The organism is Pelobacter seleniigenes DSM 18267 (genome assembly GCF_000711225.1).
Taxonomy (GTDB): Bacteria; Desulfobacterota; Desulfuromonadia; order Desulfuromonadales; family Geopsychrobacteraceae; genus Seleniibacterium; species Seleniibacterium seleniigenes.
The window spans coordinates 1,279,549-1,295,440 of record NZ_JOMG01000002.1; the positions used below are offsets into that span (position 1 = coordinate 1,279,549).

Here is a 15,892-nt window from a genome sequence, read left to right on the forward strand (position 1 = left end):
TGCGTTTCTTTAAATATCGAACTGAATTTAACAGAGGTCAAGATGTCGAGCAGTTTCGGTCGATTTTTCAAAATCAGCACATTCGGTGAATCTCATTGCCCCGGCGTAGGGGTTGTCGTTGACGGCGTTCCGCCGCAGCTGGCCCTCAGTGAACAAGATATCCAGGTCCAGCTTGACCGGCGCAGGCCGGGCGGCAACCGCCTCGGCACCGAACGAAATGAAGCCGATCAGGTGCAGATCCTCTCCGGAGTCGAAAACGGCCTGACCCTGGGCACCCCTATCGGTATGCTGGTCAAAAACAAGGATCAGCGTCCCGGCGATTACGGTTCCATGAGCGAGATCCCCCGCCCCTCCCATGCCGATTACACCTATCGCATGAAATACGGGATCCATGCCTCCAGCGGTGGCGGCCGGTCCAGTGCCCGGGAAACCATCGGCCGGGTGGCCGCCGGTGCCGTGGCCGAGAAATTTCTGTTGGAACAGTTCGGTATTGAGATTGTCGCCTGGGTCAGCTCGGTCGGCAACCATGATGCCGCGGCCGTCGATATGAACAGTATCAGCCGTGAGTTGGTCGACGAGAACGCGATCCGCTGCCCGGACCCTGCGGCAGCCGCTAATATGACCGAAGAGATCGTCGCGGCCCGCGAAGCCAAAGACTCGGTGGGCGGAGTGGTCAGCTGTGTCTGTCGCAACCTTCCCGCTGGTCTCGGCGAGCCGGTCTTTGATCGCCTCGAAGCCATGCTCGCCCACGCCATGCTATCGCTCCCCGCGACCAAGGGGTTTGAACTCGGCTCCGGCTTTGCCGGGGCACGCATGCGCGGCTCAGCCCATAATGACCCCTTTATCAACCGGGCGGGCAGATTGGGCACCCTGACCAACCATAGCGGCGGGATTCAGGGGGGCATCTCCAACGGTGAGCCGGTCTATTTCCGGGTCGCCTTCAAGCCCCCGGCAACCATCGGCCAGGCCCAGCAGACGGTAAAATATACCGGAGAAGACGCCTTGCTTGAAGCCAAAGGACGACACGATCCCTGTGTGGTTCCCCGGGCGGTTCCGATCGTGGAAACCATGACCGCTCTGGTTCTGGCCGATCTGGCCATGATTCAGAAAATGCGCCAATAACAAATGACCGGAGCGGCCAGCCGCTCCGGTTTTAAAATTCAGCTGACAAGTTTTTCTTGCCAAGATAAGAGTTCCCATGATTATCGACTGGTATCCGGGCCACATGAAGAAGGCCCGGGCACAGATCACTGAAATCCTGCCTAAAATTGACCTGGTTATCGAGGTTCTTGACGCCCGCTTACCGATCAGCAGCGCCAACCCTCTGCTGGAACGGTTGCGCAACAACAAACCCTGCATCAAGGTCCTCAACAAGGCTGATTTGGCCGATTCCAGCGTCACCAAAGCCTGGATCAGCAAGCTGGAGCAGCAGCAGGCCGTCAAGGCCTTGGCAATCGACGCCAAAGACCGCCGCGATGCCGGACTGATTCCCAAGCTCTGCCGCAAGATGCTCACAGCGCGGGTCAAGGCCGGAAAACCTTTGCGGATTCTTATTGTCGGGATTCCCAATGTTGGCAAATCGACCCTGATCAATACCATGGCTGGCAAGAAAATCGCCCGGGTCGGCGACAAGCCAGCCATCACCACCTGCCCACAGCAGATTGACCTGCGCAACGGGATTCTGCTTTCGGATACGCCGGGGATTCTTTGGCCGATTCTCGACAGCGTCCCCGGTGCCTGCCGACTGGCGGCCAGCGGGGCTATTGGTGATGACGCCTATGATTCGACGGCTGTCGGCCTGGTCAGCGCCGAGTACCTGAGCGAACGCTACCCCGGCCTGCTGCTGAAACGCTATAAGCTCGACCGACTCCCTGACACCCCGCTGTTACTGCTGGAGGAGATCGGCCGGCAACGCGGCTGCCTGGTCAGCGGCGGCGAAGTCGACCTGCATCGTGCCGCGGAGGTGCTGCTGCGCGAATTGCGGGGTGGGAAAATCGGTCCCATCAGCCTGGAAAGACCGAACGAAACAAACAGTGCTTTTGAAAGGGCGACGGAAACCCAATGACAGAAAAAACCAAAATCAAGGAATTGTTCGTTTCAGAGCTGCCCTTTGAAACGAGCGAAGAAGAACTCAGACAACTATTCTCGACCTGCGGCACGGTTCGCTCGGTTTTCATGCTCAACGATGACCGCGGCCAGTTCAAAGGGATCGCCTTTATCAAGATGTCCAACGAAAAGGAAAACCGTGAAGCCGTTAACATTCTTGATGGCACAAAGCTGGATAAACGCTACATCAAGGTGGCTCCGGCCCGCCCCAAAGGTGCTGCTCCCGAACCTCAGGAAGAAGTGCTACCGCAACGCTCACGGCGCCGCAGAATGCCCAAGGGCCGGAAAAAAGTTCGCTAAACTGCGCGCCCCAGCCGAGGCGCTGCCAAGCCGCTCACGCATTACTTTTGCGAGGGGGGAAACCGCGTACCGTTCTTCGCTGGCCTGAAAAGGTTCGCGAATGAACCTGTTCAACCAGCAGCCAGTCCGGAACAGAGATTTTTCCAGCAACCAAAAAACCGGCCCCGCCCAATGGCGAGGCCGATTTTTTATGGCCTGCTAAAAGTTAAAGCTCAGTGCTGCGGAAATCTTCGCTTCCTGCGGGATATCAGAACCGTCGTATTCATAAGAATCCGCGGCAAAAGCCCCGGCAATATCCAACCGTGCTGCCCAGAGGTTCACCCCCAGGCCTGCCGTATAGACAAAATCAACGTCGCTGTTGGCGAGGTTTTTATAACCGCCCAGGCGCAGCGCAAGGACATGGAATGCATCCCATTCGAGACCGACGGAAATATTCCGGGTATCATACCCCGGAAAGGTGGTCTCACTCTCAACCAGATCGATATTCGCCTCGATCGTTAGCGTCTCCAGGGGCATATAGGCAACCCCGGCAGTGACCTGCGGATCAAGGCGGACATCTGCAGCCCGCAAAGTCACCGTTTCACCGTTATCGAGGAGCACAGTCTTGGAGAAACCGTCAAACTTGGGTGAATTCAGATTGCGTCCGACCAACCCGAAAGAAAACTGACCATATTTTGCCATCACCCCCAAATCGACCCCGAAGGTGGTGGTTTCCTGATAATGTTCGTCCGTTTCCGAAAGGGCATCACCGGCGTTATTATCGAATACGGAAACCTGATTCTTATAAACCCGCCCCCGCATCAGTTTCAGGTTACCGCCGATCGCGATATGCGGGGTCAGTCGGTAGCCGTAACTGAGGGGCAGCTCGACAATGCTGATGCCATGCAGATCGACAGTGGTCGTGTTATCGTCCAGAGTCGTACTGGTCGTCGAGCCGGTCGCATCGGCGACATCCACCAGCAGGTTGACAACGCCATCGACATCACTGCTGGAAATGCCCTGCTGCCGAGCGGCATAGTCGATATTCTGAATCGCCTCACTGGTGTAGCCGGCAGCCAGCAGCGCAGCCTGCTGATCCGCGTTCAACAGCGTGACCTGACCGTCGTCGCCACTGAGCACAACCGCTTCAATATCCGTATTTAACTCATCCTGGGTGACCGTAAAACCCAGGTTCAGGGTATCCACACTGGTGACCCGCCCTGAAGCCGCGGCATAGGAACGGACCCCAATGCAGAAACGCCCGGCCCGGACGCCAATCCCGACGGTGGCATCTGCGGTCACCCCGGTCTTGTCCTCCTCAACCGCGTTCAGCGCTTCGGTCAACAGCAGCAGGTCATGCAGATCCGACTCATTTTCAATGCCGACCTTCAGCTGGTCCAGGTCGATATCATTAAGATCATCGATATATTGACTGAAGTCGCTGTGCAAGCGGTAGCCGGCTGCGGCAGTGAGATCAATGCCAAACTTATCGGCGGCCTTCTCCCCCGCCGCCGGATCGCCCATAAACCCGAACGCGGCCGGATTGTAATACTGGGCGCTGGTATCATGCACAGAGGCAACATTCGCCCCGCCCATCCCCATGGCACGGGGCGAAGCGAAATAAGTATCCAAAGCGAAAACAAACTGCGGACAAACCGCCAGAACCAACAGCACCAGACCAATAATTCTGCTCATCTTCACATTTATCCTCCCGCACGATGTATCTTTTTAGTTACATTTTGAGTAGGAGGATACATGAACTAAAATTAATTTACTAGTATTTTTTAATTTCCGCTCTTCCTTCCCGCACTTCGTTCTTTGGCCGCGATGGCTGGAAGGGCGGTTTCCATGGGTGGACTTGTTGGTATCCTCAGCCAGATCCGGGTCAGTCCCGGTCGGCTTTCGGCACCGACCTGACCGCCATGCGCGATCACCAGCTGCTTGACGATGGCCAGGCCGATCCCGGCCCCGCCATGCTCTCGCGAACGGGACCGATCGGCCCGGAAGAAACGTTCGAAAATATAGGGGAGGTCGGCGGCAGCAATCCCTTCGCCGCTGTTGGTGACGGAAATTTCCACTATATCCGTCAGCTGCCGACCGCTGATGCTGACCCGGCCCCCCTCCGGAGAATAACGCAGGGCGTTCTCCAGCAGGTTGCGCAGGGCCTGGAGAATTTTGTCAAAATCGGCCACCAGGGTCAGCGCATCGGGCACCTGGACATCAATGCCAATCTGTTTGGCCTGAAAGCGCAGTTGGAACAGCGGCAACAGCTGCGCGATCATGGACGCAACCTGAAACTGGCGCCGCTGCAGAAAGGCCTCGGCCGATTCAGCTTTGGAGAGCTGCTGCAAATCATCGACCAGATCAACCAGCCGCAATGTCTCCTGTTCAAGCATGCGAAAGGTATCCACTGAGGGCGGCAGCACCGTATCGCTTAAGCCTTCGAAATAGCCACGCAGGTTGGTCAATGGCGTGCGCAGCTCATGGGCGATATCGGAGACCATGCTTTTACGCAACCCTTCCAGCTTCTCAAGGCTGTCGGCCATACTGTTAAAGGCTATCCCGAGCTGGCCGACTTCATCCGATGAAACCACCTCTACCCGGTTGGAAAAATTCCCGGCCGCCAATTCGCGGGAAATCCGCGTCATTTGGGACAACGGCCGCAACACCCGCTTGGTCATCAGATAACTGAGAGTCAAGGCCAGGGCCAGCGCTGCCAACGCAGCCCAGAGCAGGTAGCGGTGGACCGCTTCGATAAACATCCGATGACTGTCCAGGGGTTCGATGGAGTAGTTTTCCATCAGCCGCATGAAATAAGCCGCAGCCAGATGATCAATGGCCAGCCAGACCACCAGAATGGTCAAAAAAATCACCGGAATGATGTTCAGCAACAATTTCCAGAGCAGATGCTGTTTCATGACGGTAGCTCATCTTCAGAAAAACGATAGCCGAAGCCACGGACCGTCTCGATGAAAACCGGTCGGGCCGGATCACGCTCGATTTTCTGGCGCAGCTTGTTGATATGCACATCAATGACTCTTTCCACCACAGCCTCTTCATGCTCGTAAAATTTCCGCAGCAACTCTCCGCGGCTGAACAACCGGCCCGGCGCGGACATCAATGTGTGCAGCAGGATGTATTCCGTCGAGGTCAGGTTGACCGCTTTTCCACCCAGGGTCACCTTGTGTTTCTCCGGTTCCAGACACAGCGGGCCGTGCTTTAATAGCCTGGCCACGGCCTGGGACTGTGGCGTGCGGGTTCGCCGCAGAATCGCCTTGACCCGCTCCACCAGTTCCCTGGGACTAAACGGCTTGATCACATAGTCATCGGCCCCCAAAGAGAACCCGAGAACCCGATCGATTTCCTCTTCCCGCGCGGTCAGCATCAGGATCGGCACATTCGACTCGGCCCGTAGCCGGCGGCAAATCTCCAGGCCGTCCAGCCCCGGCAGCATCAGATCGAGGATGACCAAGGCCGGCTGACCGGTTCTGGCCGCAAGCAGCCCGGCCTCACCATCATGCTCGATCCGGGTCTCAAACCCTTCCTGGCGCAAATAGGTCGCCACCAGATTGGCCGTATTCCGGTCATCTTCAACAATCAGAATGCACCTGACAGCTTCGCTCATAAGCAGGCTCCCGAGATCTAATCTGGTTTCCATTCCGGTTAACGTCACCGCGCGGCCATGGTTTCGGCGCCAGGTATCAACCCGGCCGCCAGACTCCATCATAGCAGTAATCCTGCAACAAAGGTTCCACAGAACAGGAACATTAGAAAGACTGACACAAAAATTTACCTGTGCTAATGTTTTGCAATCATCAGATACCTGCTCAACCCTTATCCAAAGGAGACCCAAACCGATGTTTACAAAATGGAAAGCTTTGCCCCTGCTTGCGCTGCTGCTCTGCTCCGGCAACCTCCATGCCGATGAATTAATATCCCTCAAGGCCGGATACCAGGTTCTCAGCCCGGAAGGGACCATTGCCGGAAGTATCAATGGACAAGGCGGTAAAGTCGATATCCAGGATGATCTCAACCTTGACGACAGCGAAGAATTCACCGGCGAAGTTGCCCTGCAATGGGGGGACACCCGCCTGGCCCTGAATTATTTACCGATTGACCTTTCCGGGACCGGAACGTTGTCCAAGTCCATTGAACTGAACGGTCAGGTGTTCAATGCCAGCACCAGGGTCAACAGCGATCTGACCATCGACCTGTACGATTTCAGCTTGACCCACTACCTGATCAATTTCGATGACCTCCCGGTCCGGCTGCAGCTGGGACCGGAGCTCAGTGTCAAAGTCGCCGATGCCGAATTCTCGGTCAAGGATCTCACCACGGGTGAATCCGCCTCGGAATCGGTCACGGCTCCCATTCCCACGATCGGTGCCCGGGGACGGGTGGCACTGTCCGATTTCCTCGGTGTTTCCGGCCGGATCGGCTACATGGAATTCGACGGCAATCATTTCATGGATGCCGAAGCCCAGGTCGAATTTTCGCCGCTGCCGGTGGTCGGGTTCTATGCCGGCTACCGTTATTTCGATCTTAAGATCGACGAAAGCGATCTCTATGTTGAAACGGAAATTTCCGGTCCTTTTGCCGGAGCCCTCGTCCGCTTCTGATCATCCTCTCTCGGGAGGCGCCGTCTGCGCCTCCCGAGTTGTTGACCGCCCCTGCCAACCAACAACGGACTCCTTCCCATTTCATTACCACTGATTTTTTTGCTTCCCCGCTTTGCATCCAACCAGCCCAATCCGTTATCCTATGGAATATCCCCTGGCAGACCGGTGCAAACCCGCCGGCGACTTGCTAAGCCGTTGGTTTGCGAGGTCGGGAAAAGTGCTTTCCTGCCGACCTACATGAAGAAGGGCCATGCGGAACTTTTTCAACCTCTGTCAGGGACTTTCTAAATCATTTTTTTCGAATGGAATGGAGTATGTCAGCTAAAATCATCCCCCTGGAAAAAGAAAAAAAATCGATCAAGGATCTCGTCAATGATGCCGTGGAAACCAATCTCTCCCACCTGAGCCCACAGGTTCTGAGTTGTTTGAAGACTGAGGTCGAAACCCTTCTCGAAAAACATTTTACGGCCCAACCCCCGGAAATGACGGTCAAACTGCCATCAGACCTGACCACAGAACAGTTTCAAATGATTCGAGATAATTTCAATGTCGCTTTTAACGAACACAACGAACGAATGATCCAGCGCTCCAACTCGATTTTTCTGGACCTCTACCTGTCACGGCTGGAATACTGTGAATTGAAATACGGCCGACCGGAGCAAGTCTAGCGGGTTGTTGAAAAAATCCATCCCTGGCCTTTTTCAAGCCCGGTGGAGAAAAATGTGATTTCTTTCACCTTACAAAATCAATGAGGTAGAAAGACGCCCTTGATTTTGATCGCCATCCATGGGCTCGGCAGGCTGTTTTTCAATAGCCTGCTGAACGGCAAGGGCACGGGTATCCCCACCGGACCTGGCTCATCCGTCATGAAATTTCAGTTTGCCTCATCCGCAGAGAGGGTCTCATGCCGCGCAAATACGATATTATCGTCCTCGGTGCCGGAACCACCGCCTTCGGCGGCGCTCGCATTGCCGCAGCCCAGGGGAAAAAGGTGGTGATGATCGAGCAGTCCCAAATCGGCGGCACCTGCGTCAACTGGGGCTGTATTCCCAGCAAAACCCTGATTCATAAAGCCGAAATGTATCACGGCGCCCGCAAGGGTGAAGGCTGGGGTCTCAATCTGCGGGCCGGCTATCCTGACTGCGGCACCTTGATGCCGCTGAAAACCAATGCCGTCGAAACCGTCCGCACCACCCATTACCAACGTGAGCTGCGCAACACTCCCAATATGGAGGTGGTCCACGCCCGGGGCCGCTTCGTGGCACCGTTTGAGATAGAAGCCGGTGAAGAGATCTTCACCGCACCGCAGATTCTCATTGCCACTGGCGGCGAACCGCGGGTGGTGCCCATCCCCGGCCTCGACAAAGTCCACTACCTGACCAGCTACAGCGCCCTGCACCTGCCATGTTTTCCAGAGTCCATCATCATCCTTGGCGGTGGTGTAATCGCCCTGGAAATGGGGCAGATGTTCGCCAGGTTCGGCACCAGGGTCACAATCCTGGAGCGCGGCCCGCGTTTGCTGGCGGAATTCGACCTGCGCCTGACCGAGCAGTTTCGCGCCATGTTGGAAGCCGAAGGAGTCAGAATCCTCTGTAATGTCGATGCCCTGCGCGTTGACAAGGTCGGTGAGGCGACCTGCCTGTATGCATTGATCAACGGCGCCGAGGTCGGCTTCAGCGCCGAACGGCTGATGCTCGCCATCGGCACCCAGCCGCTCACCCGGGGTCTGGGTCTGGAGGAGATCGGCGTCCAAACCGACGCCGCCGGCTTTATCAAGGTCGATCAGCAACTGCGCACCAGCGTACCCGGGATCTGGGCGGCCGGTGACGTCACCGGCGCGCCGCTGATCGCTCCGGCAGGAGCCCGCGAAGCCCAGATCGCCGTCCGCAACATGCTCGATCCCGACGGCAACCACACCATTGATCATCGCTATTCCCCCATGGCGGTCTTCGTCGATCCCGAATTTGCCACGGTCGGGCTGACCAAATATCAGGCCGAGGCCAAAGGCTACCAGGTGGTCACGACCTTTCTGCATCTGGACCGGGTGCCCAAAGCCCACGTCATGGGCGAAATGCTGGGCGGGGTCATTCTCACCGCGGAACAGGGCAGCGGTAAAGTCCTCGGGGTCCAGATGCTCTGCCCGCGGGCCGCGGACATCATTCATGAAGCAACCATGGCGGTGCAGTTCGGCATCAATGTCGCCGAGTTGGCAACCATGGTTCATGTCTACCCCAGTATCAGTGACGCCCTGCGCCAGGCGGCCCGGGAAAACGCCATGGAGCAGGGGCTGTTATAAGCAGCGATCCAACCCCAGGAAAAGCATCGCCAAGCCGCCAGCCCGCAACATTGGCTGGCGGCTTGGCAATAACCATCCGCACCGAGCACAACACCTCCCACCCACCAAAAAAAATAAATATATAAAAGTATTCTATTTTTCGAACTAGACAGATTGCCTAAAATTAAAGGCCAGAAAGTCCAAAGCACGTTCTGACTACGGCAGATCGAGACAACTGTTCCACTAATTTAAAAACCATGTTATAAACTCACAGATCGTGCATATTCGCCAGTCCTGCGGTTTGGGAAGCCATGAATCGACTGCTCAATAATCTGAAAATCCGTTCCAAAATGCTGGTTGTCATTTTGCCTCTGGTTGTCGTTCCCATTTTCGTCCTCGGAGCGGTGATCGGCTATGTCGCTACTGAACAGGCTTATCAGGGATTGACCGCCACCAGCAAGGCCGATCTGGACCACATGGCCGACTTCACCCTGGACCTGCTCGACGGCCACCATCGGCAGTTCGAAGTCTATCGCGAAGACAAGAAAAACATCGTCCGCCAGGAAATGAAGACCCTGGTCGATCTGGCCTACAACCTGATCAATCAGCAGCAGGCCTATTTGGCCGCCGGCACCATCGATCTGCAAACTGCGCAGCAGGCCGCCCGCAACAGTTTCAAGGAGGTGAGCATCGGCAGCAGTGGCTATCTGTTTGCCCTGACCAGCGCCGGCACCCTCAAGGTCCACCCGGTCCGGGAAGGTGAAAATATCATCGATGCCCATGACGAGCAGGGGCGCTATTTCATCCGCGAGATGACCGCGCAGGCTATTTCCTCCCCGCCCGGCAAGGTTCTTTACACCATTTACCCCTGGCGCAACGAACAGCTGGGGGATCTGCGTCCGCGCAACAAGATTGTCGCCTTTCGCTACTGCCCGGAATGGGACTGGATCGTCGCCGCCGGTGGCTACCTGGATGAAACCTATGATGACCCGGCCTTTGAAAGGGCCGCCATGACCACCCTCGCCGAACAGATCAAAAGCAAAAAAGTCGGCGAAACCGGCTACATCTATTGCATGACCAGGGACGGGACCCTCACCATCCACCCCGACGCCGAAGGGGAAAATCTGCTCCAGAGCAGGGATTCCAACGGCAGGGCCTTTATCGCCGAGATGGTCGAGCACAAGAATGGCTGGATTCGCTACCCCTGGCTCAACAAGGGGGAGAGCAGGGCTCGGATGAAAATCGTCCGCTACCGCTACTTTGAACCCTGGGACTGGATCGTTGCGGTGGGCAGCTACGAAGACGAGTTTTACCGCACCGCCGACGCCCTGAAATGGCGCATTGCCCTGCATGTGTTATTGCTGCCCCTGCTCATCGGCCTGATCGCAGCCGGGCTGGTCTTCCTGGCGGCGAGAATGCTGACCGAGCCGATCCACAACATGATCACAGTGATTCGCAAGGTCAAACAGGGTCGTCTCGACGAACAGATGACCGTGGCCGGCCGGGATGAACTGGGCGAACTGGCGATCGCCTTTAACCGCATGACCCGCATGCTGCGAAAAAACAAGGAGCTGGAAGCAGCCCTGGCCCAGCAAGGAAAAATGGCCTCCCTGGGCGTCCTCTCCTCGGGCGTGGCCCACGAAATCAACAATCCCCTCGGAGTCATCCTCGGCTATGCCGGTTACCTGGAGAAAAAAATCCCTGCAGACGACCCCAACTTCAGCTATATCCATGAGATCAAACGGGAGAGCAAGCGCTGCAAAAAGATCGTCCAGGATCTGCTCAGCTACTCGCGCACCCCCAAACCGGTCCTCGAGCCGGCCGACATCAATCAGCTGTTGCGGCAGATCATCGATTTCGCCAGCAACCACACCGACCTCCACCATGTCACCATCAAGCAGGACCTAGGGGCAGAGATTCCGCAGATTTCCGTTGATGCCGACCAACTGCGCCAGGTCGCCATCAACCTGCTGCTCAACGCCGGCTCAGCATCGCCGCAGGGCGGTGAGATCCGCGTCTCCACCCGACTCGAGGATGACAAGTTCATCCGCATTGAATTCACCGATTTCGGTGCCGGCATCGCCGAAGAGAATCTGGAAAAAATCTTTGAGCCCTTTTTCACCACCAAGGCGCGCGGCACGGGTCTCGGCCTGGCCATCACCAAGCAGATCATCGACATGCACCAGGGGGAGATTTGCATCGACTCCGAGAGCGGCCGCGGGACAACGGTCATCATCCGCCTGCCGCTGGTGCGGGAAGAATACTGATTCAGGCCACTTAACATATTGCACAAGGAAGAAATGACCATGTCCGCCAAAAAGATCATGATCATCGACAACGAACAGGGACTGTGCCGGATGATGGCGGCCGTGCTGATGGATGAGGGGCATGCGGTCAGAACCTTTACCGATCCCCTGGAGGCCATGGACCTGTTCCGGCCCGGCTGCTGGGACCTGGTGATCAGCGACATCAAGATGCCGGGGATTGACGGGCTGGAAGTGCTGCAGCGGGTCAAGGCCAGGGACAGCGGCGTTCCGGTGGTTATGATTACCGCCTTTGCCACCGTGGAAATGTCGATTCAGGCCCTGCGCAAAGGGGCCTACGATATGCTGACAAAACCCTTTGAGCCAGACGAGCTGCTGTTCCGGGTCCGCAATGCCCTGAACCATAACCAGCTGAAAACAGAAAACCGCCAGCTTAAGGAAACCCTGGCCGGCAAATTCAACTTCGACAACATCATCGGCGCATCGACCATCCTCCAGCAGCTCCTGGAAAAAGTCCAAAAAGTTGCGGTCCGCGACACCTCGGTGATGATCACCGGCGAATCCGGAACCGGCAAGGAACTGATCGCCCAGGCGATTCACTACAATTCGCCACGCAAGGAAAAGCCGTTTATTGCCATCAATTGCGGGGCTATTCCCGATTCAGTCCTGGAAAGCGAACTGTTCGGACACAAAAAGGGCGCCTTCACCGGCGCCGACGCGGATAAAATCGGTCTGCTCAAAGCAGCCGACGGGGGCACCCTGTTCCTGGATGAAATCGGCAATCTTCCCCTCTCCGTCCAGAAAACCCTGCTGCGCTTTCTCCAAGAACAGGAATTCCGACGGATCGGCGATACGGTCCCGACCCGGGTCGATGTCCGGCTGATCTCGGCGACCAACTCGGACCTGGAACAGGAGGTTCAGCGTGGCAGTTTCCGCGAGGATTTTTTTTATCGGCTCAATGTCATCAACCTGCACCTGCCGCCGTTGCGCCAGCGCAAAGCGGATATCCCGCTGCTGGCGGCCCATTTCATTGCCGACCAGAATAAAAAGTTCAAGACCGAAATCAGCGGGCTCACACCAGAGGCGCAGGCCGCCGCCTGTGAGTATGCCTGGCCGGGCAACATCCGCCAGCTCAAGAACGTCATCGAAGCCTGTCTGACCATCGAAACCGAGCAGCGTATCAGCCTGGCGACCCTGGCCCAGTTCATCGAAACGGACAGCGCCGTCACCCCGCCGGACAATGACTACAACCAGGCCCTGGCACGGTTTGAAATCGACTATCTGCGCCAGCTGCTGAGCGCCGCCGACGGCAACATCGAAGCAGCCGCCCAAAAAGCCAACATGAATATGGCGACCATCTATCGGAAAATGAAAAAATACGGTTTGCGCAAAGAAGACATGATCAACTGAAGGGAAGGGCGCTTAGCCGAAATCAAGCATCTCCATGAACGAAACCCCGACCGGTTTCATCACCCACAAGCCCAGCACCAGCAGGATCAGAATGGTCATCACCCAGTTGAGCACCTGGGTCCGAAAGGCCCAGTCGGGTTCCTTGCGCGGCTTGTCCAGTTCGGCTTTCTTTTTGTCTTTCACCCGAACCGCCGAGGTTTTGCGCAACAATCGGCCGGAAGACAAAAACAGGACGGCCGACACCACAAACTGCGGCATGACGTCTGTGCTGACCGCTCCCGACGCCAGCAGAACGGCGTAGTAGGCCAAAGCGAGCAGCCCGAGAAATGTCATATGTCGGCCAGGATTCATCTTTTCTCCGTTTCAAGAGAAGCTTAATTCAAGTAAACCTTATCCGGCCATATTTTACAAGCCTTGCCGGTCGTCCTCTTCGGGCGAACAGTCACCCAGCGGGAAAATCTCGCGCCCCGCCAATTGCCGACAGAACTGCGCCAAAGCCATATAGCCGGCCACGCTCGAAGCCAAAATCCCGGTCGTGCAGCCGATGATGAGAAACACCTGGTCAGTCCGCAGATAGTCCATGGCCAGAGCCAGAAAAGAGAACATCATGGTGCCGTACAACATCTGCATCGCCAGGCTCTGGCGGAAACTGCCCAAAAATCGAACCGCCATAAACAGCCCCCACAGGCTGAGAAAGGAAAACATGGTCAGGGCATTCGGCTGTCGCCCAAGCCCAAGGGCAGGAAACACCTGGTAACTGATCAGCGACAGCCAAAAAATCCCCAGCGGCAACAGGGTCACGGCAGCTTCCACCCGCCCCTGTTGGCGGCTGCTGATCCCGATGAGCAATTGAACCGCTCCGCCGGTCAGCAGAATCGAGCCGGTCAGCAGCACCGGTGGCCGATAGCCGTCGAGCTGGCTGAGCATATAAAAAGCCAGGGTTGCGGCCAGCGCCAGCAGCCCTAAGCTCGGAAATCGACTCCCCTTGGCCAAGACCAGTGCACTCATCACGCCTTCCTCCCGTCAGATGACAGTCTCCAGGGCAATGCCCCGCGCATGCGGGGCATTGCCTCAGAACCGCCAAGCCGATTCTATTTGCCTGCTTCCTGCAACGCCAGCTCCTCGTCTTCGAGGGGCAGTTCCTGGGTTTCGACAACCCGCGCCGGAGCTTTCTGGGTGCGCAACGACGTGGCCATCATCGCCCCGACCAGCAACAGCACCCCGGCAGCAATAAAGGACGAGTCCATACTGCCGGTTTTAACCTTGAGCATTTCCGAGACGCGCACCAATACAAAAGCGCCAACCCCCCAGGCGGAGAACAGGATCCCGTAATTCATGCCGAAATTCTTCATCCCCCAGCTGTCCTTGGCAAAGGAGGGGAAGAGGGACAGGTTGGTTCCGTAGTTAAAGACCATGGCCGTCACCAGCAAGGCGACCAGCACCGGATGGCTGCCATCCCCGCCCAGTACCGGGATCGCGGCAAACATCAACAGAGCCTGGAACACCAGCATCAGGCAGAGGGTGGTGCCCCGGCCTATTTTGTCGGAAACCACGCCGGCCACCAGCCGCCCACCGGCATTGCCGACCGACATGATGACAACTACCAGAAAGGCCATCTCGCCCATCGAGGCCTTGGCCAACCCCTTGGCGCTGCCGATCACCATCAAACCGGCGCCGGCGCCGATAAAATAACAGAGCCAAAGAGTATAAAAACGGCTGCTTTTAAACAGTTGCAAAGGGGAAAGATCATTCCCCGCAGCAACCACCTTGGCGGCCCCGGGTTGCGCCTTGCCGGCAACAAACCCCTGCGGGGGATTAACAATGAACAGTGCCAGGCTGCTGACCGCAATCGCAAAAGCGATCCCAAAAAACATCATGGCCTGCTGAAGACCGTACTCCGCCAACAGATACTTGGCCAAAGGAGCGATATAGACCGAGGCAAGCCCGAATCCCGACACCACAATGCCGGCCACCAATCCGGTCTTGGCGGGCGGGAACCACTTAAGGGCCGGGGGCGTCGCCGCCGAATAACCGAAGCCGATACCAGCCCCGGCCAGAACCCCGAAGCCGAGCACCCAGGCCCAATAGTCCGTGGTCTGTGAAATCCACACGAACCCGGCGCCGACCAGCAACCCGCCGATGATACAGGTCACCCGGGGGCCGAATTTATCCTGACACTTGCCAGCCATGATCATGGCCGCGGCAAAAGCCAGGCAGGCAACCGCATAAGGATCGTTGACGCTGGCGGCATCCCAGTTAAAAGCATTGGGACCACCCGCCGCAATCGAATCGACAATCGCCCCCTTGAAGATGCTCCAGGTATAAAGAATCCCCAGGGCCAGATTGATCCCCAACCCTGCCAGCAGCACCTGAAGTCCCCGATTTTTGATCTTTTGAGATTGCATTGCTGAACTCTCCTCTCTCACAGTTTCATTCAATTGACGATAGGATGTTGCGTATTTCAAACGATAAGCCAGCGGCCACTTATTACTGAATTTGATCTCCAGTGGCGTCCGCTCGACCGGCTCCACAGTAGCGGCGGCCGGTTCTGCGGCAACACTTGGTCGGGCAACTGTCGCAAGCTGCAGCACTTCAGGGTGACGCTCGCTGAGCAAGGCGAACTTGTCGCATTCATGGAACCGGCAGGAGCAGAAGTGGGACATGGCCACAACATCATAGGGAGAGATATAATCCTCCCCAACATCGCAGTATTTTTTATCCTGGTCAAAAAACGGACAGATCGCCATGGGTCACCTCCTTGGCCACAACAGGCCCTCGGGTTTTAACCTTGGCAATCTTTATACCAAATCAGAATTTCCTAAAAAATTTCATTAATTTCAATTGCTTACACGGAAATTTTGAGGATTCACCAAGAGCCCAAAAAAATACGGTTTTTTGCAAATCTGCAAAAAACCGCAACGGGCGAGCCACGATGAAGA

Annotated in this window: 14 protein-coding genes; 8 read left to right on the forward strand and 6 right to left on the reverse strand. The window is 56.6% G+C overall.

Annotation, left to right across the window (positions count from 1 at the left end):
* Nucleotides 1–42: 42 nt before the first annotated feature.
* From aroC to N909_RS0108550, 3 genes are all read left to right on the forward strand, one after another.
* Nucleotides 43–1,122, forward strand: coding sequence for a chorismate synthase (aroC, locus tag N909_RS0108540; protein WP_029914072.1), 1,080 nt, complete (start codon nt 43–45; stop codon nt 1,120–1,122).
* A gap of 76 nt (nt 1,123–1,198) precedes the next feature.
* Nucleotides 1,199–2,065, forward strand: coding sequence for a ribosome biogenesis GTPase YlqF (ylqF, locus tag N909_RS0108545; protein WP_029914074.1), 867 nt, complete (start codon nt 1,199–1,201; stop codon nt 2,063–2,065).
* Nucleotides 2,062–2,406, forward strand: coding sequence for an RNA recognition motif domain-containing protein (locus N909_RS0108550; protein ID WP_051689620.1), 345 nt, complete (start codon nt 2,062–2,064; stop codon nt 2,404–2,406). The genes ylqF and N909_RS0108550 overlap by 4 nt, the downstream gene beginning before the upstream one ends.
* 198 nt (nt 2,407–2,604) lie before the next feature.
* Here the strand turns inward: N909_RS0108550 and traF are convergent, their stop codons facing one another.
* The 3 genes from traF to N909_RS0108570 all read right to left on the reverse strand — a co-directional run bounded on the left by traF (nt 2,605) and on the right by N909_RS0108570 (nt 6,010).
* Nucleotides 2,605–4,080 carry a conjugal transfer protein TraF gene (gene traF, locus N909_RS0108560; RefSeq protein WP_029914078.1) on the reverse strand — a complete coding sequence of 492 codons (1,476 nt, stop codon included), beginning with the start codon at nt 4,078–4,080 and terminating at the stop codon, nt 2,605–2,607.
* A gap of 89 nt (nt 4,081–4,169) precedes the next feature.
* Nucleotides 4,170–5,303 (reverse strand): sensor histidine kinase, encoded by a 1,134-nt coding sequence (locus tag N909_RS0108565; RefSeq protein ID WP_051689621.1) that lies wholly within the window; start codon nt 5,301–5,303, stop codon nt 4,170–4,172.
* A complete protein-coding gene (locus N909_RS0108570) occupies nt 5,300–6,010 on the reverse strand; it encodes a response regulator transcription factor (RefSeq protein WP_029914082.1) in 711 nt (236 codons plus the stop codon). Before N909_RS0108570 ends, N909_RS0108565 begins: the two co-directional genes overlap by 4 nt.
* Nucleotides 6,011–6,242: 232 nt before the next feature.
* Between N909_RS0108570 and N909_RS0108575 the strand changes: the two genes are divergently transcribed.
* The 5 genes from N909_RS0108575 (at nt 6,243) to N909_RS0108595 (ending at nt 12,953) form a co-directional block, all read left to right on the forward strand.
* Entirely contained in the window at nt 6,243–7,004 is a 762-nt protein-coding gene (locus N909_RS0108575; RefSeq protein ID WP_029914084.1) for a porin family protein, read from the forward strand.
* Between the two features lie 314 nt (nt 7,005–7,318).
* Nucleotides 7,319–7,672, forward strand: coding sequence for a hypothetical protein (locus tag N909_RS0108580; protein WP_029914087.1), 354 nt, complete (start codon nt 7,319–7,321; stop codon nt 7,670–7,672).
* Nucleotides 7,673–7,908: 236 nt separating this feature from the next.
* Nucleotides 7,909–9,300, forward strand: a complete 1,392-nt coding sequence (locus N909_RS0108585; protein ID WP_029914090.1) for a dihydrolipoyl dehydrogenase family protein — start codon at nt 7,909–7,911, stop codon at nt 9,298–9,300.
* 290 nt (nt 9,301–9,590) lie between these two features.
* Complete coding sequence (locus N909_RS0108590) at nt 9,591–11,546, forward strand: cache domain-containing protein (protein ID WP_029914093.1); 1,956 nt, start codon at nt 9,591–9,593, stop codon at nt 11,544–11,546.
* 39 nt (nt 11,547–11,585) lie between these two features.
* Nucleotides 11,586–12,953 carry a sigma-54-dependent transcriptional regulator gene (locus N909_RS0108595; RefSeq protein WP_029914095.1) on the forward strand — a complete coding sequence of 456 codons (1,368 nt, stop codon included), beginning with the start codon at nt 11,586–11,588 and terminating at the stop codon, nt 12,951–12,953.
* 12 nt (nt 12,954–12,965) lie between these two features.
* Here the strand turns inward: N909_RS0108595 and N909_RS0108600 are convergent, their stop codons facing one another.
* The 3 genes from N909_RS0108600 to N909_RS0108610 form a co-directional block, all read right to left on the reverse strand.
* Complete coding sequence (locus N909_RS0108600) at nt 12,966–13,304, reverse strand: hypothetical protein (RefSeq protein WP_029914096.1); 339 nt, start codon at nt 13,302–13,304, stop codon at nt 12,966–12,968.
* Nucleotides 13,305–13,358: 54 nt separating this feature from the next.
* Complete coding sequence (locus tag N909_RS0108605) at nt 13,359–13,961, reverse strand: acetate uptake transporter (protein ID WP_029914097.1); 603 nt, start codon at nt 13,959–13,961, stop codon at nt 13,359–13,361.
* 83 nt (nt 13,962–14,044) lie between these two features.
* Complete coding sequence (locus N909_RS0108610; protein WP_245613586.1) at nt 14,045–15,700, reverse strand: L-lactate MFS transporter; 1,656 nt, start codon at nt 15,698–15,700, stop codon at nt 14,045–14,047.
* Nucleotides 15,701–15,892 lie beyond the last annotated feature (192 nt).

What these genes read in the sequence shown, in the direction of transcription:
- aroC (WP_029914072.1), top strand. Translation starts at nt 43, where the DNA reads ATGTCGAGCAGTTTCGGTCGATTTTTCAAAATCAGCACATTCGGTGAA.
- N909_RS0108590 (WP_029914093.1), top strand. Translation starts at nt 9,591, where the DNA reads ATGAATCGACTGCTCAATAATCTGAAAATCCGTTCCAAAATGCTGGTT.
- N909_RS0108550 (WP_051689620.1), top strand. Translation starts at nt 2,062, where the DNA reads ATGACAGAAAAAACCAAAATCAAGGAATTGTTCGTTTCAGAGCTGCCC.
- N909_RS0108595 (WP_029914095.1), top strand. Translation starts at nt 11,586, where the DNA reads ATGTCCGCCAAAAAGATCATGATCATCGACAACGAACAGGGACTGTGC.
- N909_RS0108565 (WP_051689621.1), bottom strand. Translation starts at nt 5,303, where the DNA reads ATGAAACAGCATCTGCTCTGGAAATTGTTGCTGAACATCATTCCGGTG.
- N909_RS0108600 (WP_029914096.1), bottom strand. Translation starts at nt 13,304, where the DNA reads ATGAATCCTGGCCGACATATGACATTTCTCGGGCTGCTCGCTTTGGCC.
- N909_RS0108570 (WP_029914082.1), bottom strand. Translation starts at nt 6,010, where the DNA reads ATGAGCGAAGCTGTCAGGTGCATTCTGATTGTTGAAGATGACCGGAAT.
- traF (WP_029914078.1), bottom strand. Translation starts at nt 4,080, where the DNA reads ATGAGCAGAATTATTGGTCTGGTGCTGTTGGTTCTGGCGGTTTGTCCG.
- N909_RS0108585 (WP_029914090.1), top strand. Translation starts at nt 7,909, where the DNA reads ATGCCGCGCAAATACGATATTATCGTCCTCGGTGCCGGAACCACCGCC.
- ylqF (WP_029914074.1), top strand. Translation starts at nt 1,199, where the DNA reads ATGATTATCGACTGGTATCCGGGCCACATGAAGAAGGCCCGGGCACAG.
- N909_RS0108605 (WP_029914097.1), bottom strand. Translation starts at nt 13,961, where the DNA reads ATGAGTGCACTGGTCTTGGCCAAGGGGAGTCGATTTCCGAGCTTAGGG.
- N909_RS0108610 (WP_245613586.1), bottom strand. Translation starts at nt 15,700, where the DNA reads ATGGCGATCTGTCCGTTTTTTGACCAGGATAAAAAATACTGCGATGTT.
- N909_RS0108575 (WP_029914084.1), top strand. Translation starts at nt 6,243, where the DNA reads ATGTTTACAAAATGGAAAGCTTTGCCCCTGCTTGCGCTGCTGCTCTGC.
- N909_RS0108580 (WP_029914087.1), top strand. Translation starts at nt 7,319, where the DNA reads ATGTCAGCTAAAATCATCCCCCTGGAAAAAGAAAAAAAATCGATCAAG.